This is a genomic window from Nocardioides sp. (genome assembly GCF_004803405.1).
Classification (GTDB): domain Bacteria; phylum Actinomycetota; class Actinomycetes; order Propionibacteriales; family Nocardioidaceae; genus Nocardioides; species Nocardioides vastitatis.
Map to the genome: position 1 here is coordinate 24,562 of NZ_SSXI01000060.1, position 24,799 is coordinate 49,360.

Genomic DNA, 24,799 nt, shown 5'->3' on the forward strand with positions numbered 1-24,799 from the left:
GTGACGGACGAGCAGCGACCGACAGGCACCTTCCGGACGCGGGTGGAGTGGGTCGACACGGACGCCTCCGGGATCTACCACAACAGCACGGTGACGCGGTTCGTCGAGGCCGCTGAGGCCGCGCTCATGCGTGAGCGCGGCCTCGACGGCTACTTCCCGAACGCCCCCCGGGTGCGCTATGAGGCTGATTTCCTCGCACCGTTGCGCTTCGGGCAGGAGGCCACCGCAACGGTGCGACTGGCTCGCGTGGGTACGGCGTCGATGACATGGGAGTTCGAGGTGTGGGGCGAAACGTTCGCGGGGCAACCGCGTGTGCTCGCCGCCCGCGGCAGCTACGTCACCGTGCACACCGGTGCGGGCGTGGCCCGCGGCGATGAAGCACGTGGGGCGACGCCGTGGCCTGCTGAATGGGTCACGGCTCTCGGTGCAGAATGCCGCATGTGAGCAAGCAGGGCCCCCAGTCGCGGACGACGCTCGTCACCTTCCTCGGCGCCGTGGTGCGACCGCTCGGCGGGTGGGTGCCGATCGCGTCGGCCGTCGACCTGCTCGCCGAGGTGGGTATCGACGCACCGAGCGTGCGCACGGCAGTCTTCCGGCTGAAGAAGAACGGGTGGTTGGAGTCGGAGTCGCGGGACGGTGTCCGCGGTTACCTGCTGACCGAGGTGGCCGACGCGACGCTGGCGGCCGGTGACGAGGTCATCTGGCACGCCCGAAAGCCGGCCGACCTGGGCGATGGCTGGTGCGTGGTCCACTTCGGTGTGCCGGAGTCGCTGCGCGCGAAGCGGCACCAGCTGCGGTCCCACCTCGCCAGCCTCGGGTTCGGCAATGTCGGCACCGCCCTTTGGATCGCACCTGCGCGGATGCGGGAAGCAGCTGAGCACGCCGTCGCCGAGCTCGATCTGGGCGACTACGCCGCGATCTTCGTCGGCGAATACCACGGCCCGCAGGATCTCGCGACGATGCTCTACGGTGCCTGGGACCTGACGTCGATCGACCAGAGCTACCGCGACTTCATCGACGCGTACCGGCCGGCGGCGAAGAAGCTGGCGCGCCTGCGCGACGGCGACGCGTTCGCGGCGTATCTCTCGATGCTCGATCGCTGGCGCAAGCTGCCGTTCCGGGACCCGGGCCTGCCACCGGAGGTGCTGGCCGACGACTGGAGCGCCGGCAACGCCGTCGCGTTGTTCGAGGAGCTGGTCGCCGCCCTCGAGAAGCCCGCGCTCGACCATGCCCGGGCCCACTGGGGGAGCTGACCCGGGCACAGCCTCCTGCACGGCGGATCAGAGCGTGTCAGGGCGCAGGCCCTTCTTGGCCAGCCGGGGCATGACCTCCTGGGCGAAGTACTCCAGCTCGCCGACGTAGTCGACGAACGCCATGGTGATGCCCCCGAAGCCAGCCTTCGCGAAGCGCTCGATCTCGTCGGCGACGTCGTCGGGCGACCCGATGAGCGGACAGGTGCCGTGGCCGGCAGCGAAGCGGCTGCGGAAGTTCTGCAGCAGTTCACGGCTGAAGGACTGGGCGTGCAGCCCCTGGAGGCGCATCAGGTTGTCGACGGCATCCCAGTCGGCGTTCTCCTCCGCGTAGTAGTGGAGGTATTCCTCGGCCTCCTTGCGCGTCGGGCGGCAGACGACGTGGGTCGGGGTGAGCACGCCGGCCTGGCGGCCGAGCGCTGCAGAGTTGGCCTGGAGCTCCTTCACCACTGCGGCGCCGTCCTCGGGACCGCCGACGATGGTGAAGACGAAGTCCGCGTTCCGGGCGGCATATGCCTTGCCCTGGGCCGACGACCCGGCATTGAGGATGGGGAGCCTGCGGTTCGCGGGCTTCGGCACGGACTCGATGCCCTCCAGGTTCCAAAATCGGCCACTGATGTCATAGCGGCCGTCTTCCGACCACAGGCGGTTGATGACATCGATCCACTCCTGGGCGCGCTCGTAGCGCGAGTCGTGGTCCTGCGGCAGGTCGACGCCCATGGCGACGTACTCGGGCTGGTTCCAGCCCGCGACCACGTTGACTCCGACGCGCCCGGGCGCCATCTGGTCGATGGTGGCCAGCTGCTTCGCAGTCACCGCCGGGTGGTTGAAGGCCGTGTGGATGGTCGCGAACGCGCTGAGTCGCTGGGTGTTGGACAGGATCGCGGTCGCCCACGGGACGGGCTCGAGCACGCCCTCGTGGAAGTTGGTGTGGCCGCCGTACCCGATCCACCGGGCGATCGGCAGCATGAAGTCGATGCCGGTTGCGTCGGCCACCTGGGCCAGGCGCATGTTGTCCTCCCACGACGCCGACCACCGCTCGGGGATCGTGGTGACTGCGAGACCGCCCGAGCAGTTCGACGAGAAGAGGCCGAGGCGGAAGTGCTCGGCTTCGAGGATCGGGATGTTCATCTGTGTTGCCTCCTGGTTCTGTGTGCTCAGCGCTGGAGCGTCATAGGGATGGACTCGGCGGCGGTCATCGTGACGACTTCGCCGATCAGGTACGTGTGATCACCGACGGGAAGCCGGTCGACAACTCGGCACTCGAGCCGCAGCGGCACCTCGATGGCGAGGACCGGCATGCCATCCAGGCCGGCGCCGACCTCCACGCCTGCGAACCGGTCGCTGGCGGACGTCGCGAATTGGATGACGAGATCCATCTGGTCGCCGGCCATCACGTGGACGACGTAGCCTTCGGCAGCCAGCCACTCGTCGAGCTGGCTGGACTTGTGGTCGATGCACCACCCGACCAGCGCTGGCTCCAGCGACGTGGGGTGGAAGCTGTTGACAGTCTTTCCGATCGGGCGGTCGTCCCCGAGGGCGGTCACGACGGCGACGCCGGTGGGCCACCGTGCCAGCTGGCTGCGGAGCGTGGAGGGCGTCACGTCGAATGTGCTGGGTGTCACACAGGTCATGACGGCGATGGTGCGCCCGCCTAGGCGGCGTCGCTATCCGCCGTGTGCCGCGGCCTATCCGCGATGCGTTGATATTTCATTTCATCGACGTTCGTTGGACAATCAGCAGAACAGAACGATCGCGGTGTTGCCTCGTCCGGGTCTAGGATCACAGCATCAGGAGGAGAACCGATGGGACGGGTGACGACACCGCTCGGCTCCCACGGCCTGCTCCGGACCACGAACGTCGACGACGCCCGCGCTTCCATCGCCGCCTCGCTCGCGCCGCACCGGCTGCAACTGCTGGGCGGGCCGGGTTTCCGCGCCCTCCACAACGCCGCGAACCTAGACCGGCTGAGCTTCCACTACATCGACTACGGCACCGAGGTCGAAGTGTCTGCGGACAGCCTCGACTTCCACCTGATCCAGATCCCACTCGGCGGCCTCAGCACAATCCGCGTCGGCAACCGCGCGATCACTGCGACCCCGCGCAGCGCCGCGGTCACGACGCCGGGTGAGCCGGTCCGGATGCGCTACTCGACCGGAAACCCGCGGCTGATGGTTCGGATCATCCCGGAGCTGCTCAGCGAGCGGCTGGCGGTCGCGGCAAGCGGGGGAATCATGGTCCCGAAGCAGCCTGGCGCCAGCTTCGACGTCACGCGCGGGCCGGGCCGCAGTTGGCGCAGCCTCATCGAGATGATCATGTCCGACCTCGAGCGGGACAGTGCACTGGCGGCATCCCCCCTTGCGGCGGACTCGCTGCAGATCGCCGTGGTCGACGGCCTGATCGTGTCCCTCGCAGAGCCACCGGAGCGCTCTGCGCTCGAGCGGCCCGGGCCCGAACGGATCATCAAGCGGGCCGCGCGGATCATCGAGGAGCACTGTGCCGAGCCGCTCAGCACGCCTGACATCGCCGAGGCGGTCGGGCTCTCGGTGCGTGCACTGCAAGCAGGGTTCAAGACCCACCTCGACACGACGCCGATGGGCTACGTGCGCTACGCCCGCTTGCTCCGCGTGCGTGAGTTGCTCTCCGACGGCACTGCTCAGTCGGTCACGGAGGCCGCACTCAGGTGCGGCGTCACCCACCTCGGCCGGCTCTCGGGCGACTATCGGGAAGCGTTCGGAGAGAGTCCGAGCGAGACACTGCAGCGCGCTCGCTGACCCGCCCGCTGCCCTCCCGCTGGCCGCCTACAAGGGCCAGCGCATTACGGCTGAGGATCACGCTTTCCGGATAGAGAGGTGGCCCCGGCTCGCCTAGCGTCCACTGTCAGTCCGGTTGTGACCGGGCTCACGACATCGCCAAAGGGAGGCACTACATGCCCGTCACCGACTCGCTGCTCGCCGCGCTGGCCTCGGCAGAGGCCGAGATCATCGACCTGACCGCACCGCTGTCGCCCGAGACCCCGATCCTGCAGCTGCCCGAGCCGTTCGCGAACACCATCCCGCTGTCGCTCGAGACGGTCAGCGACTTCGATGACGCCGGGCCGGCGTGGGGGTGGAACAACATCCACACCGGCGAGCACACCGGCACCCACCTCGACGCCCCGGTGCACTGGGCCACGGGTCGCGACGGGCACTCCGTCGACACCATCCCGCCAGCGCGGCTGATCGGTCCCGCCGTCGTGCTCGACTTCACCGCGGAGGTCGCCGAGGACCCCGACTTCCTGCTCGAGCCGGAGCACTTCGAGAAGCACGTCGCCAACCACGGCCCGCTGCCCGACGGTGCCTGGCTGGTCTTCCGTACCGGCTGGAGCCGGTTCAACACGGACGCTGCTGCCTTCGTCAACGCCGACGAGCACGGCCCCCACACGCCGGGTGTCTCGGCGGCGGGTGCGCAGTGGCTGGCGGCGTCGGGCATCACCGGCTTCGCCGTCGAGACTGTCGGCATCGACGCCGGGCAGGCAGGTGGGATGGAGCCCCCGTTCCCGGTCCACCACTTTCTCCTCGGCGCCGACAAGTACGGCCTCACCCAGCTGCAGAACCTCGACCGCCTGCCTCGAACCGGAGCGGTGATCATCGCGGCGCCGCTGCCGATCGTCGGCGGTACCGGCTCGCCCGCTCGCGTGCTCGCGATCGTCCCTGCCTGACCTCGACCGCAAAGGAAGTAGTCCTATGGCCGAGCGGTCCTTCGCGCACGAGGTCCAGAAGCTCCGCATGGAGGGCGGCAGCACCTTCTCGGGCGAGGGCATCCTCGCGGTGACGAAGGCCCTGCTGCAGTCCGGCGTCGCCTACGTCGGCGGCTACCAGGGCGCCCCGATCTCCCATCTCATGGACGTCCTGGGAGACGCCCACGAGATCCTGGAGGGGCTCGGCGTCTACTTCGAGAACAGCGCGTCGGAGGCGACCGCAGCAGCGATGCTCGCGGCATCGGTGAACTACCCGTTGCGCGGCGCCATCACGTTCAAGTCGACGGTCGGCACCAACGTCGCCTCCGACGCGCTGGCCAACCTCGCCAGCGGCGGGGTCCGGGGCGGCGCCCTGATCATCGTCGGCGAGGACTACGGCGAAGGCTCGAGCATCATGCAGGAGCGTTCGCACGCGTTCGCGATGAAGTCGCAGATGTGGCTGCTGGACCCGAGGCCCAACATCGAGGCGATCGTGAGGTCGGTCGAGGCAGGGTTCGAGCTCTCCGAGGCGAGCAACACGCCGGTGATGCTGCAGCTGCGGCTGCGCTCGTGCCACCTGCACGGGTCGTTCACCGCCAAGGACAACGTCCGGCCGCCGATGACGGTCAAGGACGCTGTCGAGAACCCGAGCAGACAGCTCGACCGGATCGTGCTCCCGCCGGCGAGCTTCCTGCACGAGAAGGAGAAGATTCGGGACCGCTGGCCGGCCGCCGTCGAGTACATCACCTCGCGCGGCCTCAACGAGGTGCTCGGCGCCGGTACGGCGGACGTGGGCATCATCGTCCAGGGCGGTGTCTACAACACCCTGAACCGGGCGATGGAGCTGCTCGGGTGCTCCGACGTGTTCGGCAACACCCAGGTTCCCGTCTACGTCATGAACGTGACCTACCCGGTCGTGGACGCGGAGATCCTCGACTTCTGTGCCGGCAAGCGAGCCGTGCTTCTCGTCGAGGAGGGGCAACCGGACTACATCGAGCAGAACCTCAACGCGATCCTGCGACGGGCCGGCTCGCCGGTCGCACTGCACGGCAAGGACCTCCTCCCCACGGGCGGTGAGTACACCGCGGCGGCGTTGACGAAGGGCGTCCACGCGTTCCTCAGCAAGTACCGCCCGGACGTCGTCGAAGGGCAGCCGACCCTGCTCCTGCCGGAGTCCGACCCGAGGAGCCCGTTCGCGACGCGGGTCGACGCGGCCGCCGTACGGACCAGGCCGCCGGGCCTGTGCACCGGATGCCCGGAGCGGCCGATCTTCTCGGCGCTGAAGCTCGCGGAGAAGGAGACCGGCAAGAAGCACCATGTCAGTGCCGACATCGGCTGCCACCTGTTCGCGATCAACGAGCCGTTCAACCTGGGCGCGACCACGATGGGCTACGGCCTCGGGTCCGCCGGGGCGGCCGCGCTCAGCTCCAAGGATGCCGATCGACGGACCATCGCCGTGATGGGCGACGGCGGTTTCTGGCACAACGGCCTCACCAGCGGCGTCGGGAACGCGGTCTTCAATAAGAGCGACCAACTGCTGCTCGTGGTCGACAACGCCTACAGCGCCGCGACCGGCGGCCAGGACGTGCTCAGCTCGAAGGCCGACAACGTGCTGCGCTCCACCCGGCACCCGATCGAGAAGGCCGTCCGCGGGATCGGCGTGACCTGGGCGAAGACGGTGTCGGACACCTACCAGATCGGCCGGCTCCGCGACCTCTTCGTCAAGGCCCTGACCACGAAGGAGCCCGGGCCCAAGGTCATCATCGCCCAGAGCGAGTGCATGCTGAACAAGCAGCGGCGCGACAAGCCGGCCCGCAACAAGGCGCTCAAGGAGGGCAAGCGAGTCGTCAAGGAGCGGTTCGGTGTTGACGCGGACACCTGCACCGGAGACCACGCCTGCATCCGGGTGTCGGGCTGCCCGTCGCTGAGCATCAAGCCCAATCCGGACCCGATGCGCACCGACCCCGTCGCCACGGTGCTCGACTCCTGCGTCGGGTGCGGGGTCTGCGGTGCGAACGCACACGCCGCCTCCCTGTGCCCGTCGTTCTACCGCAGCGACCTGGTCTTCAACCCGAGCTGGCGCGACAAGCTCCTCGCCCGGGTGCGCAAGGGCTGGATCGGCCTGCTGTCCTCCGGCGTCGAACGACGCGCGGCCCGTTACGAGATCGCAGAGGTGGCCTGATGTCGACCTGGACCACGGGCAAGCGCCCGATCACGATCGCGATCCTGGCCATGGGTGGCGAGGGCGGTGGCGTGCTCGCCGACTGGATCGTCGCCGTCGGCGAGGAGGCCGGCTACTACGCACAGAGCACCTCGGTCGCCGGCGTCGCCCAGCGCACCGGGGCAACGGTCTACTACGTCGAGCTGTACCCCGGCGAGGAGCCGGGCCCCGGCAGCGTCCGTCACGAGCCGGTGATGAGCCTGTTCCCCACCCCTGGTGAGGTGGACATCGTGATCGCCTCGGAGCTGATGGAGGCCGGCCGTGCCATCCAGCGCGGCTTTGCCACTCCTGACCGGACGACGCTCATCGCGTCCACCAACCGCGTGTACTCGATGGATGAGAAGCTCGCGCTCGGCGACGGCCGCATCGACAGCAACGCGCTGCTCGAGGCAGCCCACCGGGCCGCGCGGAAGCTCATCGCCGCCGACTTCATGCAGCTCGCGCTCGAGGCGGGCAGCGTCATCAGCGCCTCGCTGTTCGGCGCGTTGGCAGGGTCCGGCCAGCTGCCGTTCGCGCGCGAGGCGTTCGAGGACGCCATCCGGGCGAGCGGCAAGGGGGTCGACGCCTCGTTGCGTGCCTTCGCTGCAGGCTTCAACGCCGCCCAGCAGCCGGCGCCCCGGCCCACTCCCGCCCCCGTCGCGACCCCAGGCGTGGGCGGCGGTCCGGTGCCCGTCACCATCAGTCGACGCCGGCCGGTCGATCCCGCAGAGGAGGCGGCCGAGGCCGTCGAGAGACGCCGGCAGGAGCTTGCGGTCAGCGACCCCGCGTCGCTCGTCGGGCCGAGGCTGCAGCCGCACGCGAGCAGGATCACTGCCGAGTTCCCGGTGCCGGCCCGGTCGATGCTGCTCCACGGCGCGGTCCGCACGGCCGTCTACCAGGGCCCCGCCTACACGGACCGCTACCTCGACCGGGTCGCCCGCGTCGCCGTGCACGAACGCGAGGGCAGTGATGCCCGGCTGACCACCGAGGCGGCCCGGCACGTCGCGCTCTGGATGTGCTACCAGGACACGATCCAGGTCGCGCAGCAGAAGATCAGGCGACGCCGGCTTGACGGCGTACGCGCCGAGGCGAAGGCCGCACCGGGGCAGCTGATGAACGTCCGGGAGTACCTGCACCCGCAGGTCGAGGAGATCGCCGACACGCTGCCGACCCGACTCGGCCGCTGGGTGGCGGGCTCGGCGTGGTTCGGCAAGCTCGTCGGCAGGCTGACCCGCAACGGCATCGTCGTCAACACGACCGGCGCGATCGGCTACACGCTGCTGTGGGCGATGGCGATGTTCCGGCCTCTGCGACCGCGGTCGCTGCGGTTCGGCCGCGAGCAGGAGGCGATCGAGGCGTGGCTCGAGAAGGTCACCGCCGTCGCGCCCGCGGACTACGACCTGGCCTGCGAGATCCTCGAGTGCCAGCGCGTCCTGAAGGGGTACGGCGAGACGCACCACCATGGCCAGGAGAGCTTCGGCCTGCTGATGGCAGCCGTCGACGGCCTGGTCGGGCGACCCGACGCCGGGGCCACGCTGGCTTCGCTCCGTGCAGCTGCCCTGGCCGACGAGGACGGTTCCGCGCTGCGGTCCGATCTCGCCCGGGTGGCCGGCCCGGTGCTCGTCGAGGCCGGGTGACCGGACGACAGGCGATCAGCGACCGAGCGTCTGCGAGGGCAGCTCCTGGAAGGCAGCCCGGTAGACCTGCGAGAACCGCCCGAGGTGGAAGAACCCCCACCGGGACGCGATGTCGGTGACGGAGACGGTGGTGGGGTCGGCGTCGAGCAGGTCCTTGCGGACGCGGTCGAGGCGCACTCGGCGCACGTACTCCAAGGGCGTGACGTCGAGCTCGCGCTGGAACGCCTCCTGGAGAGTGCGCGCGGAGACCCTGGCGGCCTGCGCGAGGTCCGCCAACCGCCATGGTCGGTCGGGGGCGGCCTCGACGGCCGCCGTCACGACTCGCACGGCGCGCGACCCGAAGACGGCGGGTGCGACGGCAGCGCCCGCGCTGTTGGGTTGCGCGCTCAGCAGGCCCGCGATGACGGCCTGCTCGAAGCTGGACGCGGCCAGCGGCGACTGGAACAGCGAGCCCCCTGCGTCCAGGTCGTCGACCGCGAGGCGGACCAGTCGCAGCCAGGAGCGGACCGCGGGCGAGGCGAGGTCGAGCAGGGAGGAGAAGACGACCGGCTGGACGTTGTCGCCGGGCGCCGCGATCGCTTCAACCGCCTCCCTGCGGATGTGGACGAGCAGCTGCTCACAGTCCGCCGACCAGATCATGTCGACCGGCTCGGTCGGAGACCCGATCGTCGCGCGACTGCGGTCGGACGCCACCACCCGGTCGCCGACCTTGACGCGTGCCGTGCCGCTCAGGGGGATCTGGGCCAGGAAGAAGGTGTCGAAGGTCCCGGGCGTGATGCGCACCTCGTCGCCGTACCGCAGGTAGTTCAGGGTGACGTTCTCGCCGACAGCGGCCGCGTTGTGGACCATGTCGAGGTGGCTGCCACGTCGGGTGAGCGTCAGGAAGTGCGGACAGAAGGCCTGCGCGACCTCGTCGCGCGCCTCCTCGACCTCACGGGTGGCGATCCGCGGGTGTCGCGTCAGCAGGATCGTTGCCATGGGAACTCCTCGGTCCGAAGTCGAGCATACGGCAGTTGCACCCCCTGTGTCATTACAATTCCATGACGTTCGTGTTTCAAACGCAACGCACCGTTCTCTGGGCGGACGCGGATGGCGGCTGTCACCCGCGCATTCCGGATAGTGGCCTGCGTCACGGCTTCGTAGTGTCCGCTCCATCCCCGCCCGGGGCTGGAAATGGAGAGGACCTCGACATGCCCGACCTGACCGGACGCACCGCAATCGTCACCGGCGGTGCCACCCTGCTCGCTCACGGCGTCGTCACCGCACTCACCGACGCCGGCGCGAACGTCGTCATCGCCGACCTCGACCCCGAAGGCAAGGCCGTCGCCGACGCGTTCGGTGGCGAGGTGAGCTTCGTCCTCACGGACGTCACCGCGGACGAGTCGATCGCCGACCTCGTCCGTACGACGGTCGAGCGGCACGGCGGCATCGACATCGTCGTCAACCTGGCAGCGACGTACCTCGACGCCGGATTCGACACCCCGCGGGCGGACTGGCTCACCGCGCTCGACGTCAATGTGGTCAGCATGGTCGAGGTCGTCCGGCACGCGCACCCGTACCTGAAGGCCAGCGGGCACGGCGCCGTCGTCAACTTCACGTCGATCTCGAGCAAGGTCGCGCAGACCGGTCGCTGGGTCTATCCGGCCAGCAAGGCGGCGATCGCCCAGCTCACCCGTTCGATGGCGATGGACCTCGCCGGCGACGGCATCCGGGTCAACTCCCTCAGCCCCGGCTGGACCTGGTCGAAGATCATGGCCGACCTCTCCGGTGACGACCGCGAGAAGACCGACCGCGTCGCCGCGCCGTTCCACCTGACCGGCCGGGTCGGCGACGGGTGCGAGGTGGGGAGGGTCGTCGCCTTCCTCGCCTCCGACGACGCCTCCGTCGTCACCGGCGCGGACTGGGCCGCCGACGGCGGCTACTCCGCCATGGGGCCCGAGCAGGCCGTCCTGACGATCCCGCAGCTCAGCGCCTGAGCACGGAACCTCCCTGCTTCCTCCGAAGGAGACCATCATGAAGATCGGCATCGTCGGCGCAGGGTTCGCCGGCATCTCGTCAGCCAAGGTTCTCAAGCAGCTCGGCCACGACGTCACCGTCTACGAGAAAGCCCCGGACGTGGGTGGGGTCTGGAGCGAGATCCGTCGCTATCCGGGCCTGCGGACCCAGAACAACAAGGGCACCTACTGCCTGTCGGACATGAAGATGCCGCGGAGCTTCCCCGAGTGGCCGAGCGGTGAGCAGGTGCAGCAGTACCTGCAGACGTACGCCGAGCGGTTCGACCTGATGCGGCACATCCGACTGGGCAACGAGGTCTCGCGGGCCGAGCCAGCCGTCGGCGGCGGTTGGGATGTGACCGCCGCCGGCGAGACAATCCACTACGACCACCTCGTGCTGGCGAGCGGCATCTTCTCGCGCCCGTTCGTCCCGCCGTTCGAGGACATCGACGTCCTTGAGGAGGCGGGTGGGCAGATACTGCCGGCCGGTGATCTCCACAGCCTCGACGAGGTCAGGGACAAGCACGTCGTGGTCGTGGGCTACGGGAAGTCCGCGTGCGACATCACGGTCGAGATCGCCAAGGTGGCGGCATCCACGACCGTCGTCGCCCGCGAACTGCTCTGGAAGATGCCGCGCAAGGTCAATGGCGTCCTCAACTACAAGTACCTGATGCTCACGCGGATGGGCGAGGGCCTGTTCCGCTATCGCTCCGTGAACGGTCCGGAGAAGTTGCTGCACGCCGCCGACTCCAAGCTGGCCAACAACATGCTCGGCAGCGTCGAGAAGGTCACGACCAAGCAGCTCAGCCTCGATAGCCTCGGGCTCGTGCCGCAGGGCACATTCTCCGACATCGCGAAGTCGACGGTCTCGCTGGTGACCGAGGGCTTCTTCGAGGGAGTCGCCTCGGGCGCGATCGCGGTCCACCGCGACACCACCGTCGCCCGGTTCCTCGAGAAGGACGGCCAGCCGCACGCGGAGCTGGCCAACGGCGAGGTCGTCCGGGCGGACGTCGTGCTGGCCGCCACCGGATGGACGCAGGACATCCCCTTCCTGCCGAAGCATGTGACCGACCGGCTCCTCGACGAGAACGGCGACTTCCTGCTGTACCGCCAGATCCACCCGATCCACGTGTCCGACCTCAGCTTCGCGGGTTATAACTCCTCGTTCTTCTCGCCGTTGTCGGCCGAGATGTCGGCGGTCTGGATCGGCTCGTACCTCGATGGCCACCACCAACTGCCTTCGGAGGCCTCGATGCTCCTGGAGACGAAGGAGCGGCTGGCCTGGATGCGTGAGCGCACCGGCGGGATGCACGCCCGCGGCACCAACATCATCCCGTTCTCGATGCACAACGTGGACGAGGTGCTCTCCGACGTCGGTCTCGACGTGCCGCGGCGCACCAAGGCCAAGCAGTGGCTGTTGCCGGTCAAGCCGGCGGACTACCGCAAGATCACCCCGAGGCTCGTCCGCAAGCTGAAAGCGGGGCGCTGATGCCGACGTACGACGCCATCGTCGTCGGTGCCGGCATCAACGGTCTCGTTGCGGCGGCCGAGCTGTCGGGCGCGGGGTGGAAGGTCGCCCTGGTCGAGGAGCGTGACCGGCTGGGCGGCTTCATCGCCTCGGACGAGCTCACCCTGCCCGGGTTCGTGCACGACACCTTCTCCTCCTGGCACTCGCTGTTCATGGCCGGCGCCGCGTACGCCAACCTCGGGGCCGACCTCCACCGGCACGGGCTGGAGTACTGCAACACCGACGGTGCCGTGACGGCGTCGGTCTCCGACAGGGGAGTGGTGCTCGCCCAGCGTGACGTTGGGGCGACGGCGGAGTCGCTCGAGCACCCGGCCGACCGGGACGCCTATGTACGGATGCTCGCCGACATGGAGCGGTGGGCGCCTCACGTGTTCGGAGCGTTGAGTTCCGAGATGACCGGCCGGACTCTGGCCCGGCTCGGCGTCGCCGCGCTCCGTGGCCTGCGCGGGAGCGGTCTCGACGAGCTGCTCCGCGCCTCCGTCCAGAGCGGCCGTGCCTACTGTCGCGAGCGCTTCGCCGACTGGGAGGTCGACCAGCTCTGGGCGCCCTGGCTGCTTCATGCCGGGCTCGCGCCCGACCACGCCTCCGGTGGGTTGATGCTCCCGGTGATGGCGTTCTCGATGCACGGGCTCGGCCTGCCGGTCGTGAAGGGCGGCGCGGGGAACTTCGTCGCCGCCTTCGAGCGGCTGCTCGCCGAACGCGGCGTCGACGTACACCCCGGCGCGGCCGTGACCCGGATCGAGGTCCGCGACGGCCGGACCACCGGCGTCGTTGCCGGCGGTCGTCACCTGGCCGCGCGGCGGGCCGTCCTCGCCTCGACCTCGACCACCGCGCTCTACGACCAGCTGCTGTCTCCCGACGCGGTCGGCGCCGCCGAACGAACCGCGGTGGTCCGGCACCGTCCGGGCCGTGCGGCGATGCAGATCCACGTAGCGCTCGATGCTCCCATCTCGTGGACCGACAGCCGGCTCGACGAGGTGCCCCTGGTCCACATCAGCGATGGCTCGGGTACGACAGGCGTAGCCTGCGCGCAGGCGGAGGCCGGCCTCCTGCCGGCAGAGCCCACGGTCGTCGTCGGGCAGCAGTGCCGGCTCGACCCAACCCGCGCGCCCGCAGGGAAGGCGACGCTGTGGATCCAGCTGCAGGAGGTGCCGTTCGCGCCCGTCGGCGACGCGGCCGGGGCCATCGACGCCGACGGCTGGTGGTCGGACGGCGTCCTGAAGGCCTACACGGACCGGGTCCTTGACCGGGTCGCCGCCCACGCTCCCGGGTTGCTTTCCTCGGTCCTGGAGGTCAAGACGCTGCCCCCGACCGCGTTGCAGGCTGCCAACCGCAACGCCGTCGCCGGCGACCCCTACGGCGGTGCCGCGGAGCTCGACCAGAGCCTGCTCTGGCGACCCGGCACGCGAACCGGCCACGCGACTGGCGCCGGGGGCCTACACCACATCGGCGCCTTCACCCATCCTGGCCCCGGGCTCGGCGGTGGATCCGGCCACCTCGTCGCCCAACAACTCCTCAAGCACTCCCGGTCCGCGCGGATCGTGGGAACGCCACTAAGACGCCTTGGTCGCGGCTGACAACGCGGCCGCAGTGGGACTACACCTGCTGCCGATGGAGCTCGAGGTCGCCGCCAAGGAAGCTCCGGCGCGTGAAGGGCTCATATTCGAACCGTGCCACGCTTACGCCCCGAAAACCACAGCACAAGCCGCCCCATGAGGTCACGATCGAGCAAGAAGTGCGGGCCATGCGGCCACGGCATGCCACATCTTCGCGCAGGTCAGCGCACGAATGCTCACAGGCCAGCAAGGCTGGACATCTCGCGTCCGCTCGCGCTGGATGTCCAGAGGTCGCAGGTTCAAATCCTGCCCCCGCTACTGAAAAGTGGCTCGTGACCTGCGGAAACGCAGAGCACGGGCCACTTGTCATTTGAGCCATTCCTGCTTATGTCGCGGTTTGTGGACCCAGAAACCTCTCAAGGTGCTCGTCGAGAGGAGCCTCCGGCGGCGCATCGGCGGGCGACGCGGCGCGAGGTCAGCCGCGTAGTTTCATCTGATTTCGGGCGACTTCTAGGCGGCTGGCCGAGGTGCCCAGGCGGGGGAGTGTCGCCACCTGGGAGGCGCCTGGATCGAGCGTCACGCGCTGTTGAGCGGCGGAAAAGACGCAGGTCATCAGGCGGCGCGGAAACCTTGGAATGATCGGGCGTGCCTCGTCGAAGAGGGGCGAGTGCAATTGTCGCCCGCGCACCGAACACTTCGGTCCGCGCCTGCGAGCAGTCCACCCCTGCATGCCGGGACCGCTCCAGCGCGTGCGTGATTTCACGCAACCCTCGCTCCGCAGAGCCGCCCGCGGTTGGCGCGCTCGATCTCCTTCTCTCCCCCACCTTCATCCGGTAGTCGGCGGTGAGGTCGATCTCATCGAGGCGCAGCTGGTGGTAGTCGGCACTGATGACGATATGGAGGGCAGCGCCGATCTTTGCGATCGATTCGCGTGCCTTGCTGAGCCGTTCCTTGGTCTTCGCCCGGTTGATCGGTCTGACCGTCTTCACGGCGAAGTCCGCCTCGACGTTGTAGGCGTGCAGCATCAGGCTCGACGCCGAGGTGAAGGTCGTCGACCACCGGGCCGCGAACCCCACACAACGGCGCCTGACCGTCCTCGGGAAGCCCGTCCGCCGCAAGAAGTACGGGCAGCCGCTATGGACGGTGCAGATCCGCGACCGCAAGGACACCGAACGTCTCGCCACAGCCGCCCGACAGACAGCCGCCGCACCCCGACTCGACATCCGCTGAATAGGGACTGCTGCACGATCTGGTGACAATATGACCCAGCGGAGAGCGTTTCCTGTCGCGGTCATCTCGACCAGCGATCGTGCACACCCCCTTTGCGATTTTGGCGGGCGCGATCTACAGACGCGGTTTGAGCGTTGAAGTGCACATTGCCCCTGCTGAAGCCGGTCGGGGCGCCTCACCTGTACAGAGCCAGTGGTCGCGAGCCTGCGGTCGCCATGGTTCACGGCCCATGCCGTGACGGGATGGTCAGCTCACGGGGCACGCGATCGCTGCGCAGGTGACAGCTCCGCTAGACGCGGGCCTCACGTGGCCCGGAACCTAAAGGTGATACCGACTGGCAGCACCGAGGACGGTCAGGGCCGGCGCGGCCCTCGGAGGCGGTCCACGCCTTGAGGTGGAATGCAATGGCTGCAGCATCAGGAGGAGGACGCCGGCACCGGCGAGCACTCCGATAACTGGCAACACGATGCCGACCAAGGGTCCAGCCGCGGCCGACAGCTCGGGAAGCCGATCGCATGGAACGCGCCGACACTCATCCCGACGTTGGCGGCGTTCTCGCGCATCGGCGTGAGCGCCAGTGTCTTGGGCGCCGCGAGCAGGAAGAGGCCGGCAGCCACAACATCAGCCCAGTACGTCCGACATCAGGGTGTCCCGGGAACTGGTGGCATGTTGTAGATGTAGCCGTCGAGCCATGGCCCGTTGCCGGTCACGGATGCGAACACCCTGGTGAAGGGCGCGAGCAGCCGGACCGTTGACTCCAGGTTGTCCTCGTTCTTCATCAAGACTTTCATCACGTAGTCCAACTGCTCTAGCGCCGGACCGAGGTCTACCCGGGACTTTCGGATCAGTTGGGTGAGCTCCTTGCTCAGGGCCGTGGTGGCGACGAGGATCCGGTGCACGACCTCCTTCCGCAGCAGAAGCGCATTGAACAGCGTGTCCGCGTCATCCATCAGGGTCACGATCTCCTCATCCCGGGCATCGAGGACGTGACTGACCCGGCCGAGGTTCCGCAGCAGACGGTTCACTTCCTTGTCCCGCGACGCCATCACCGTGGAGAGCCGTGACACGCCGTCGAGGGCTGCGCGGAACTCCTTGGGAGTGTTCCTTGTCAGATCGGCAAGGGCGGTCAGGGACGTAGCGAGCTGGTCGGCGTCGATCTGCTTGGACTTCTCGGCGAGCTGACTGAATGCCTCGACGATCTCGAAGGGCGCAGTCGTCCTGGCCAGAGGTATGACGCCTCCGTCCTCCATCGGCTTCGAGCCGGCGGGGAGGATGTCGAGGGACATCGCCCCGAGCAACGTGCGCACCCGGATCTCCGCCCGCGACCTGGTGCCGAACGAGAGGTCCGTGTCGAACCGGAACCCGACCCGCACCTTGGCGCCATCGAGTTCGATCGACGTCACTTTCCCGACCCTGACCCCGACGACATGGACCGGATCGTTCACCTTCAGGCCGCCGGCTTCCGCGAACTCGGCGTAGTAGGTGTCCCCGCGGCCGATGAGCGGGAGATCACCTGCGCGCAACCCGGCGACCAGCAGCAACGCCATCGTAGCCAGGGCGATCGCCCCGACCACGACGGGATTCCTGTCCTGGAAGCGCTCGATCTTGCGCACCACCGTCGGCCCAACTCCCTCTTCGCTGAATGACGAAAGCGTCAGTCATGAGTACTGCTCTCGTCAAGTAGTCCTGACGATTTCTTCACTTTGGGTTGACGCTGTCTTCCTCATGAGTGACGATTCCGTCAGAGTGTGAGGAGCGTTCATGGACAATCACGGCACGCATAGCGACCTGCATAGCGAGCAGGGAGCGCAACGGGGCGAGCACCCCGGCCGGTCGGCCAACCCGGTCATCAAGGTGCACGAACTGGCATGGCTGGAGTTCGACAAGCCTGACCTGGCGAGGACGGAGGTCTTCGCTCGCGCCTTCGGCTTCACGACGGTGTCCCGCACCCCGAGCGAGCTGGTGCTTCGTGGGACGGCGGCCGGCGCTCCGTGCCTGATTGTCCGGAATGGTCCCAGGTCGCGATACGTCGGAGCCGCCTTCAAGGCCTCCCAGGCCACCGATGTCGTGCGTCTTGCCGACTCTAGCGGCGTGGCCGTGCGACGCCTGCCGGAGCACATCGGCGGGGTGAGTGTCGACCTGATGGATCCCAGCGGGACCAGGGTACGAGTGGTTGCCGACCTCGAAGAGCTACCAGAGCTTCCAGCCCAACAGGCACACACCTTCAACTTCGGTCACAGACTGCAGCGGGTCAACGCCACGCAGCGGCCACCGCGCGAACCGAGCCGCATCCTGCGACTGGGCCACGTGGTCCAGCAGACCACCAGATACCTCCAGACGCTCGACTGGTACCTGGAGAACCTGGGCATGATCGTCAGTGACTTCAAGTACTTCGATGGTCAGCGGGAGCGGGGCCCGATGATGAGCTTCGTCCGTTGTGACCGTGGCTCCGAACCGGCCGATCACCACACGCTGGCGCTGACCCTGGGCCCGCGCAACAGGTACGTGCACTCCGCCTACGAGGTCGCCGACCTCGACGCGCTGGCCGCGGGCGGGGAGTACCTCAGCGACCAGGGGTACCGCCGGTCCTGGGGCATCGGCCGACACATCGAAGGAAGCCAGATATTCGACTACTGGCGCGATCCCGACGGGTTCCTCGTCGAGCACTTCAGCGACGGCGACATGTTCGACAACACCTTGGAACCGGGTTGGTCTCCTATGGCAGCTTCCGGGCTGGCCCAGTGGGGTCCACCGGTCACTGCAGACTTCCTCGGCCTGTCGCCCGGCCGGGAATCCCTTCGCGAGCTCGCGGCGATGGTCACCAGCCTCCGCGAGTCCAACGAGTTCGACCTCAACCGCCTTCACGGCCTATTGAAAGTAGCCCGCTCATGAGCACCGCCATCCTCCGGACCGCAGACGCCTGGTGGGTTCGCATCGGCGACCACGTCGCTCGGATCAAGACCGCTGCCACGACCACTCGCGAGTTGCTCGCGGACCGCAGTGCCATCGCCGCGGCCGCCAGCGCGGGAGCCGAGACGCCGATCGACTCGCTGCACCTGCTTTCCCCGGTCACCTCACCGTGCCGTGTGGTCGCACAGATGACGAACTTCGCCTCGCACGCCTCGGACGCAGGCGTCAAGCCCTCGACTGTGCCGCTGACGTTCTTCCGCAAGTCATCGGGGTCCATCAGTGGCCCTGGACAGGACATCATCAAGCCCAGCCACGTGAGCCTGCTCGACTACGAGGCCGAGGTTGGTGTGGTCTTCGGGAGGACTGTGCCCGTGGGCACGCAGATCGGCGCTGACAATCTCGCCGAGTACGTCGCCGGCCTGGTCATTACAAACGACGTCTCGGCCCGGGACGTTCAGCTCCCGAAGACCCAGTTCTTCGAGTCCAAGTCGTACCCCACGTTCACTCCCGTGGGGCCGGCCCTCGTGCTGCTCGATAGCGACGAACTGAAGCGGTTCGACGACCTGCGACTCCAGCTGTGGGTCGACGGCAAACTGCGCCAGAACACCCGAATCGGTGACGACATCATCTATCGACCCCTAGACGCACTCAAGTCCCTGACCAGGTTCCAGCATCTCGACGCGGGAGACTTGCTTCTCACCGGCACGCCCGTCGGCACCGCGCTCAGCGCACCCCCGGCCATCGTCCAGAAGGTCGCGGGTCTCCTTCCCGAGAAGCGGAAGTGGCAGATCTTCCTCGCCAAACAGGCGAAGAACCCGCGTTACCTCCAGGACGGCGACCTCGTCGAAATCTCAGTCGCCTCGGAGGACGGCACCATCGACCTGGGCACGCAGCACACCACGGTGAGGTATGCCCGGTGAACGAGGACCTGCTCTGGCCCGCCTACCGCACGCCAACGGACCTGGCATCGGTCGAAGCGACCGCCCTCGAGGAACGTGGGCTCCCCGCATCGACGTACGAGCTCCTGGTCAGGGCCGCCCGCCTCTGGCCCGAGAAGACCGCCGTCACCGTGCTGCCCGATGCCGCGCGCTGGCGCCAGCCGATCCACTGCAGCTTCTCCGAGCTGCTCGCCCAGGTCCACCGCACCGCCAACCTGCTGCACGGCCTCGGCGTCCGTCGCCACGACGCCGTCGCGTTGATGGCACCCAACTGCCACGGGCTCCTCGTGGCGACGCTCGCGGCCCAGCTCGCGGGGGTCGCCGCCCCGATCAACAGCGCCCTGTCACCTGAACACATCGGGGAGCTGCTGGACCGATCAGGCGCGCGAATCCTGATCGCCTCAGGACCGGAGTTGGATGAGAGCACATGGGAGAACACGCAGAAGCTCGCTGCGTCCGGAGCCGTGGACGGCCTCCTGGTCCTGCGGCCGACCGACGCACCGACCCCGGCGCCCACGCTACCCGACCTGCCGGGCGTCAAGGTCGCCTACGCCAGCGGGACTGCGGACGCAGATGACGGTGCTGTGTTCGTGGGGGTGCCGCCGGCTTCCGACGACCTGGCTGCGCTGTTCCACACCGGCGGAACGACCGGCACTCCCAAGCTGGCGGCACACACCCACGGCAACGAGGTCGCCAACGCCTGGATGATCGCAGCCAACGAGCTGCTCAGCGAGGACTCCGTGGTTTTCGCCGGTCTGCCCCTCTTTCACGTCAACGCCCTTCTCGTGACGCTGCTGGCTCCGTTGTTCAAGGGTCAGACGGTCGTGTGGACCGGCCCCCAGGGGTACCGCGAGCCAGCGCTCTACGGAGCATTCTGGGAGATCGTCGAGCACTACAAGGTGTCCGCGATGAGCGCGGTGCCCACGGTGTACGCCGTCCTCTCCGGTTGCCCAGTCAACGCCGACCTCTCCAGTCTGCAGTTCGCCATGGTGGGCGCCTCCCCGCTTCCCACTGCGGTCCGGGAGAACTTCCAGGCCCACACGGGAGTGCCACTCGTCGAGGGATACGGACTCACCGAGGCGACCTGCGCTACGGCGCGCAGCTTCCCGGATCACCCACGACCCGGTGAGGTCGGACAGCGAATGCCGTACCAGCAGGTCAAGGTCGTTCGTATCGGTCCCGATGGCTGCTGGCAGGACCTGCCCCCGGGCCAGGTCGGTGTCCTCGCGATCTCCGGGCCGAGCGTGTTCCCCGGCTACGTGGTCGGGCGGACCGACGGAGGCCACGCGCTCGACGGGCTCGGAAAGCTGGTCGACGGCTGGCTGGACACCGGGGACCTGGCCCGAGTCGACGCCGACGGGTTCATCCACCTCGTCGGACGGGGAAAGGACCTGATCATCCGCGGCGGACACAACATCGATCCCGCTGTGATCGAGGACGCCCTGCTGAGCCATCCGGATGTCGCTGCTGCATCAGCAGTCGGGCGACCTGATCGCCACGCCGGCGAGGTACCTGTCGCTTACGTCGCCCTCCACCCGTGCGCGTCCGCGACGGAGGACCAGTTGCTGGCGTGGTCCGCTGACGAGATTACCGAGCGGGCGGCTGTGCCCAAGGCCGTGGTCGTTCGCGACACGCTGCCGGTCACCGACGTGGGCAAGCCCTACAAGCTGGCACTCCGCGCGGAGGCAGCCCGTGACGTCGTCCTCGGCGAGCTGCACGGCTTGGCCGGCATCCGATCTGTCGACACCGTCGTCGAGGACGGTTCCGTCACCATCCTCGTCGGAGTCACCGACCCGGGCGTCGAGGCCGCCGTCGGGGCGCTGCTCGGCCAGTACACGCTCACGTGGCGCGTCGTTAGGAGGAAGGAATGAGCAGCATCCCCCGGGTCGTCATCGTCGGAGCTGGGCCCACCGGTGTAACGGCCGCCACGCTGCTCGCGCAGTACGGCGTGCAGTGTCTGGTGCTCGACCGCTGGCACGAGGTCTTCCCACAGCCCCGGGCGGTCCACCTCGACGATGAGGTCTACCGCATCCTCGGCACCCTGGGTATCGCCGACGCGTTCCGACGGATCTCGCGGCCGTCGTACGGCTTGCGGCTGTTGGACCGTGACCATCGAGTGCTGGCGGAGTTCAGCCGGGACGGCGTGGCACCGCACAGCGGCTACCCGCGCGCCAACATGTTCGACCAGCCGAAGCTGGAGGAGCTGTTGCGCGAGAACCTCCTCCGCCAGTCGGGCGTCACGTTCCGCGGGGGCGTCGAGGTCAAGGAGGTTCGCGCAGCGTCGTCAGGGAGCGTTGAGGTCACATTCGAAGACCTCGAGACGAAGAGCACAGAGGTGGCCCGGGCGCGCTTCGTCCTCGGCTGCGACGGAGCCAACAGCACCGTCCGCACGGCGATCGGCTCGACCATGGAAGACCTCGGGTTCGAGCAGCGTTGGCTGGTGGTCGATGTGGAGACGCCGGCCGATCTGCATAAATGGGACGGCGTCCACCAGGTCTGCGACGCCCGACGCGCGGCGACCTACATGCGCATCGGAGCCACTCGCTACCGCTGGGAGTTCCGCCTCGTCGACGGCGAGACGGCCGCGGACTACGAGACCGTCGACAGCCTGTTCCCCCTCCTAGCTCCGTGGACGGAGGACCTTCATTCCGACGACCTAGACCTCGTCCGCGTCGGCGAGTACACGTTCCACGCTAAGGTGGCCGACCGCTGGCGCTGCGGCAACGTGTTCCTCCTCGGTGACGCCGCCCACCTGACGCCACCGTTCATTGGACAGGGCATGGGAGCCGGCATGCGGGACGCTGCGAATCTCGCGTGGAAGATCCACGGCGTCCTCACCGGTGCCCTGGACCATTCGGTCCTGGAGAGCTACGAGAACGAACGCAAGCCTCACGCGACCGCAATCGTCCGCCTCGCCAAGCTCACGGGGACCCTGATGACCGCCGGCGGCCGTTTCGGTGACCTCCTGCGGGCAATCTGCGCCCCACGACTGTCCCTGGTGCCGGGACTGCGGGCGCGCGTCGTCTCCAGCGAGACATCGAGGCTTCACGGAGCACCGTGGATCACCGCAGGTCGACGCGACAAGCTGGCCGGCCGCCTGTGCCCTAACCCAGTCATGCCCGACGGCCGTCGACTCGACGAGCATCGAGCACGTCGCTTCGCCCTCGTCACACCTGCGCCCCTCTCGGCCTCGGACCTCGCGACTCTCGCAGGACGGCAGTGCCTGGTCGTCGACAGCAGCACGACCCCAGACCTCCAGTCGTGGCTGATCAGCGCGAACGCCACCGCCGCCGTCGTACGACCAGACGGAACGGTGATGCAGAGCGGCAACAACCCGTCGATGCTGTGCGCCGCGGTTGCCGTGATGGTGCGGCGCGGCTCGGGTCTGCGTAGCGCGTCGAATGCTGATCTATCCTTCAGTCCTGACGACTAGGTGAACAGCCACTTCGGACCCACGAGAGGACCACGGCCGCATGCCGGACCCGATAAAGGTTACGACCCGGACCGATCGCCGGAAGGCCCGAACACGTGCGGCACTGATCAAGGCCGCCCAGCGCTTTCTCGCCGAAGGCCGGGTGAATGTCGCGGTCTTGGAGATCACCCAGACTGCGGACATCGGGCTCGGCTCGTTCTACAACCACTTCGAGACTAAAGAGGAGCTGTTCCGCGCCGCCATCGACGATGCGCTCGAGGCGCATGCTGATCTCCTCGAAGAGCTCACCGCCGACATCGATGACCCCGCTGTCGTCTTCGCACACAGCTTCCGGCTGACCGGGAGGCTGCACCGCGCCCAACCTGAGCTCAGCAGGGTCGTGCTGAGCAGCGGCCCCGCTCTGTTGACGTCGAACGTGGGACTCGCTCCGCGGGCCCGCCGGGACATCGAGGCCGCTGTCCGCCGTGGCCGGTTCAAGGTTGCCGACATCGATCTGGCGATGGTCGTCGTCGCCGGGGCCGCCATTGCGCTCGGCCAGCTTCTCCATGCGCGGCCGGAGCGCGACGATGCGGCAGCGACGGACCAGGTCACGCAGGACGTCCTGCGCATGCTGGGCCTGACGTCTTCCCAGGCCCGGAAGATCTGCGCGATGCCCCTTCCCCAGCTCATCCTGGTTGACAGAGAACAACAACCGGGTTGATTGCGTGCCGGTCATCGAACAACCACTATGACCGACGGGGCGCTAAGAGCGATAACGCTACCTGCTTGTCGCCTCAAGAGAGTCGGAACATGGCACTGTGCTCGCGGACTAGAAGTTCGCTTGCGGCGCACCGCCGTCACGGCGCAGCAGGGACCGCTGCTCTCGACCCCGGGCGAAACAACGGAGCCGGCGAACATCTTTGCCAATCACGCCCGCTCACCGTCTCCGGTGTCGGACAGAAGAGAGTGCTGCTCGGTGGCGACGGTACCCACCATCCGACGCACGGTGATCGCCGTCGTTTGGATGGGTGCCGGGTAGCTCATCGAGCTGTGATGACACAGGCGACGGGTGCTGGGACCGCAGATCTGATGATTCCGTCAGTTCAATCTCGCGAAGCCCTTGCGCCCGCATCTGTCATGTGTCACGGTAAGTGACGAATCCGTCAGTTAAGGGCTGAAGCCGATGCCCGGTGTCCCTACATCGATTCCCATTCGGGCTTCGCGCAGCACCTGGCTCCTCGCCACCAGGAGGCAACCCGATGAAGACCACTCGCCGTCGCCTACTCAGCTCCGCGGTGACGCTGTCTGGCGTGGCCGCGGCGGCGCCGCTGGTCGGGTTGAGCGCTCGCGCTGCCGCGCGGGAGTTGCCTGTCCCCAGTGTGGGGACGCACTTGGTGCTGCTCGGCACGGCCGCGGGACCGGTTCCGATGGCCGGGCGGAGGGGCATCTGCACGGCGCTTGTCGTCGATGGGCGTACGTACTTGATCGACGTGGGCAGGGGCGCCGTCGACCAGTTTGAGACCGCAGGCCTGTCCATGGGCACCCTCGGCGGCATCTTCGTCACTCACCTGCACTCAGACCATCTTGCAGACCTCTACACGCTGCTGTGGTTGCGCTTCGGCGGGTACAACTCGATGACTCATCCGGTCGACATCTATGGCCCAGGGCCCGCTGGCGCGCTGCCTGCGCCGTCGTCGGACCGTGACGTTGACACGATCAACCGGAAGAACTCCACGCCTGGGCTTGCCGATTTTCTCGCGAAGTCGATGGAGGCCACGGCCTACGACCTGAACATCAGGATGCGTGACGAGGCCTGGCCAGATATCAGGACAATGGTGCGCTCGCACGAAATCCCGCTGCCTGATGTCGACGCCGGGCCGCTCGGAAACATGGCGCCTGCGATGAAGCCATTCAAGGTCATGGCCGACGATCGCGTGCGGGTCAGCGCGATCTTGGTCCAGCACCCGCCGGTCTTCCCGTCGTTTGCATTCCGGTTCGACACCGACCATGGGTCCGTTGTGTTCAGCGGCGACACCACTGTCACGCCGAACATGGTCACTTTGGCGCAGGGAGCCGACGTCCTCGTCCACGAGGTCATCGACCTGCAAGCCGTCGAGCAGTTCGGCAACCTGACCCCGGAGCAGTTGGAGCACCACCGCAGGAGCCACACAGATGTCACGAAGGTCGGGCCTATCGCGCGGGAAGCCGGTGTCGCGACGCTCGTTCTCAACCACCTGGCGCCCAGCACACCGGCCTGGTCGGACGCGATCTGGCTGGCCAAGGCGCAGCAGGGCTTCACTGGCAAGGTCATCGTCGGCAACGACCTTATGCGGGTCCCGCTATGACCGCGGCGACGATCGGGGCTGCCGTACGATCCGGTGACAGCACGACCCAGCGGAGTGCAATCTTGGTGGGCGCTGTCTACA

21 protein-coding genes are annotated in these 24,799 nt (G+C 68.0%); 16 read left to right on the forward strand and 5 right to left on the reverse strand.

Going from position 1 to position 24,799, the window contains the following annotated elements:
• Together E7Z54_RS03955 and E7Z54_RS03960 are read left to right on the forward strand one after the other, a co-directional pair.
• A complete protein-coding gene (locus E7Z54_RS03955; RefSeq protein WP_206055990.1) occupies nt 1-444 on the forward strand; it encodes an acyl-CoA thioesterase in 444 nt (147 codons plus the stop codon).
• Nucleotides 441-1,253 carry a PaaX family transcriptional regulator gene (locus E7Z54_RS03960; RefSeq protein ID WP_240769505.1) on the forward strand — a complete coding sequence of 271 codons (813 nt, stop codon included), beginning with the start codon at nt 441-443 and terminating at the stop codon, nt 1,251-1,253. Before E7Z54_RS03955 ends, E7Z54_RS03960 begins: the two co-directional genes overlap by 4 nt.
• 27 nt (nt 1,254-1,280) lie before the next feature.
• On the opposite strand, the gene E7Z54_RS03965 is transcribed toward E7Z54_RS03960, so the two are convergent.
• Together E7Z54_RS03965 and E7Z54_RS03970 are read right to left on the reverse strand one after the other, a co-directional pair.
• A complete protein-coding gene (locus E7Z54_RS03965; RefSeq protein ID WP_136431712.1) occupies nt 1,281-2,381 on the reverse strand; it encodes an LLM class flavin-dependent oxidoreductase in 1,101 nt (366 codons plus the stop codon).
• 26 nt (nt 2,382-2,407) lie between these two features.
• Nucleotides 2,408-2,884, reverse strand: coding sequence for a flavin reductase family protein (locus tag E7Z54_RS03970; protein ID WP_136431713.1), 477 nt, complete (start codon nt 2,882-2,884; stop codon nt 2,408-2,410).
• Between the two features lie 171 nt (nt 2,885-3,055).
• Between E7Z54_RS03970 and E7Z54_RS03975 the strand changes: the two genes are divergently transcribed.
• The 4 genes from E7Z54_RS03975 (at nt 3,056) to E7Z54_RS03990 (ending at nt 8,805) form a co-directional block, all read left to right on the forward strand.
• The gene (locus E7Z54_RS03975) at nt 3,056-4,024 is read left to right on the forward strand and encodes an AraC family transcriptional regulator (protein ID WP_136431714.1); all 969 of its coding nucleotides are present in this window, start codon (nt 3,056-3,058) and stop codon (nt 4,022-4,024) included.
• A 155-nt stretch (nt 4,025-4,179) separates the two neighbouring features.
• Nucleotides 4,180-4,950: a cyclase family protein gene (locus E7Z54_RS03980; RefSeq protein WP_136431715.1), complete on the forward strand. Its 771-nt coding sequence runs from the start codon at nt 4,180-4,182 to the stop codon at nt 4,948-4,950.
• A 25-nt stretch (nt 4,951-4,975) separates the two neighbouring features.
• Nucleotides 4,976-7,150, forward strand: a complete 2,175-nt coding sequence (locus E7Z54_RS03985) for an indolepyruvate ferredoxin oxidoreductase subunit alpha (RefSeq protein ID WP_136431717.1) — start codon at nt 4,976-4,978, stop codon at nt 7,148-7,150.
• Nucleotides 7,150-8,805 carry an indolepyruvate oxidoreductase subunit beta family protein gene (locus tag E7Z54_RS03990; protein ID WP_136431718.1) on the forward strand — a complete coding sequence of 552 codons (1,656 nt, stop codon included), beginning with the start codon at nt 7,150-7,152 and terminating at the stop codon, nt 8,803-8,805. The genes E7Z54_RS03985 and E7Z54_RS03990 overlap by 1 nt, the downstream gene beginning before the upstream one ends.
• 15 nt (nt 8,806-8,820) lie before the next feature.
• Here the strand turns inward: E7Z54_RS03990 and E7Z54_RS03995 are convergent, their stop codons facing one another.
• Nucleotides 8,821-9,783, reverse strand: a complete 963-nt coding sequence (locus E7Z54_RS03995; RefSeq protein WP_136431719.1) for an AraC family transcriptional regulator — start codon at nt 9,781-9,783, stop codon at nt 8,821-8,823.
• 212 nt (nt 9,784-9,995) lie between these two features.
• On the opposite strand from E7Z54_RS03995, the gene E7Z54_RS04000 reads away from it, so the two are divergent.
• Genes E7Z54_RS04000 through E7Z54_RS04010 form a run of 3 tightly spaced genes read left to right on the forward strand, consistent with a single transcriptional unit; the run spans nt 9,996 to nt 13,904 of the window.
• Entirely contained in the window at nt 9,996-10,781 is a 786-nt protein-coding gene (locus E7Z54_RS04000) for an SDR family oxidoreductase (protein WP_136431720.1), read from the forward strand.
• A 37-nt stretch (nt 10,782-10,818) separates the two neighbouring features.
• Nucleotides 10,819-12,288: a flavin-containing monooxygenase gene (locus tag E7Z54_RS04005; protein ID WP_136431721.1), complete on the forward strand. Its 1,470-nt coding sequence runs from the start codon at nt 10,819-10,821 to the stop codon at nt 12,286-12,288.
• Nucleotides 12,288-13,904, forward strand: a complete 1,617-nt coding sequence (locus E7Z54_RS04010) for a phytoene desaturase family protein (protein ID WP_136431722.1) — start codon at nt 12,288-12,290, stop codon at nt 13,902-13,904. The genes E7Z54_RS04005 and E7Z54_RS04010 overlap by 1 nt, the downstream gene beginning before the upstream one ends.
• A gap of 395 nt (nt 13,905-14,299) precedes the next feature.
• On the opposite strand, the gene E7Z54_RS04015 is transcribed toward E7Z54_RS04010, so the two are convergent.
• Entirely contained in the window at nt 14,300-14,908 is a 609-nt protein-coding gene (locus E7Z54_RS04015; protein ID WP_168798151.1) for a DUF4041 domain-containing protein, read from the reverse strand.
• Between the two features lie 16 nt (nt 14,909-14,924).
• On the opposite strand from E7Z54_RS04015, the gene E7Z54_RS22910 reads away from it, so the two are divergent.
• Nucleotides 14,925-15,113 carry a hypothetical protein gene (locus E7Z54_RS22910; RefSeq protein WP_168798152.1) on the forward strand — a complete coding sequence of 63 codons (189 nt, stop codon included), beginning with the start codon at nt 14,925-14,927 and terminating at the stop codon, nt 15,111-15,113.
• Nucleotides 15,114-15,754: 641 nt separating this feature from the next.
• Here the strand turns inward: E7Z54_RS22910 and E7Z54_RS04020 are convergent.
• Nucleotides 15,755-16,729, reverse strand: a complete 975-nt coding sequence (locus tag E7Z54_RS04020; protein WP_240769506.1) for an MCE family protein — start codon at nt 16,727-16,729, stop codon at nt 15,755-15,757.
• A 145-nt stretch (nt 16,730-16,874) separates the two neighbouring features.
• Between E7Z54_RS04020 and E7Z54_RS04025 the strand changes: the two genes are divergently transcribed.
• The 6 genes from E7Z54_RS04025 to E7Z54_RS04050 all read left to right on the forward strand — a co-directional run bounded on the left by E7Z54_RS04025 (nt 16,875) and on the right by E7Z54_RS04050 (nt 24,718).
• Nucleotides 16,875-18,005, forward strand: coding sequence for a VOC family protein (locus E7Z54_RS04025; protein ID WP_136431724.1), 1,131 nt, complete (start codon nt 16,875-16,877; stop codon nt 18,003-18,005).
• Nucleotides 18,002-18,943 carry a fumarylacetoacetate hydrolase family protein gene (locus tag E7Z54_RS04030; RefSeq protein WP_136431725.1) on the forward strand — a complete coding sequence of 314 codons (942 nt, stop codon included), beginning with the start codon at nt 18,002-18,004 and terminating at the stop codon, nt 18,941-18,943. Before E7Z54_RS04025 ends, E7Z54_RS04030 begins: the two co-directional genes overlap by 4 nt.
• The gene (locus E7Z54_RS04035) at nt 18,940-20,832 is read left to right on the forward strand and encodes an acyl-CoA synthetase (RefSeq protein ID WP_136431726.1); all 1,893 of its coding nucleotides are present in this window, start codon (nt 18,940-18,942) and stop codon (nt 20,830-20,832) included. The genes E7Z54_RS04030 and E7Z54_RS04035 overlap by 4 nt, the downstream gene beginning before the upstream one ends.
• On the forward strand, nt 20,829-22,394 hold the full coding sequence (locus E7Z54_RS04040) for a bifunctional 3-(3-hydroxy-phenyl)propionate/3-hydroxycinnamic acid hydroxylase (RefSeq protein ID WP_206055991.1): 1,566 nt from the start codon (nt 20,829-20,831) through the stop codon (nt 22,392-22,394). The genes E7Z54_RS04035 and E7Z54_RS04040 overlap by 4 nt, the downstream gene beginning before the upstream one ends.
• A gap of 40 nt (nt 22,395-22,434) precedes the next feature.
• Nucleotides 22,435-23,094, forward strand: coding sequence for a TetR/AcrR family transcriptional regulator (locus E7Z54_RS04045; RefSeq protein WP_136431727.1), 660 nt, complete (start codon nt 22,435-22,437; stop codon nt 23,092-23,094).
• Between the two features lie 538 nt (nt 23,095-23,632).
• Nucleotides 23,633-24,718 carry an MBL fold metallo-hydrolase gene (locus E7Z54_RS04050; protein ID WP_136431728.1) on the forward strand — a complete coding sequence of 362 codons (1,086 nt, stop codon included), beginning with the start codon at nt 23,633-23,635 and terminating at the stop codon, nt 24,716-24,718.
• Nucleotides 24,719-24,799 lie beyond the last annotated feature (81 nt).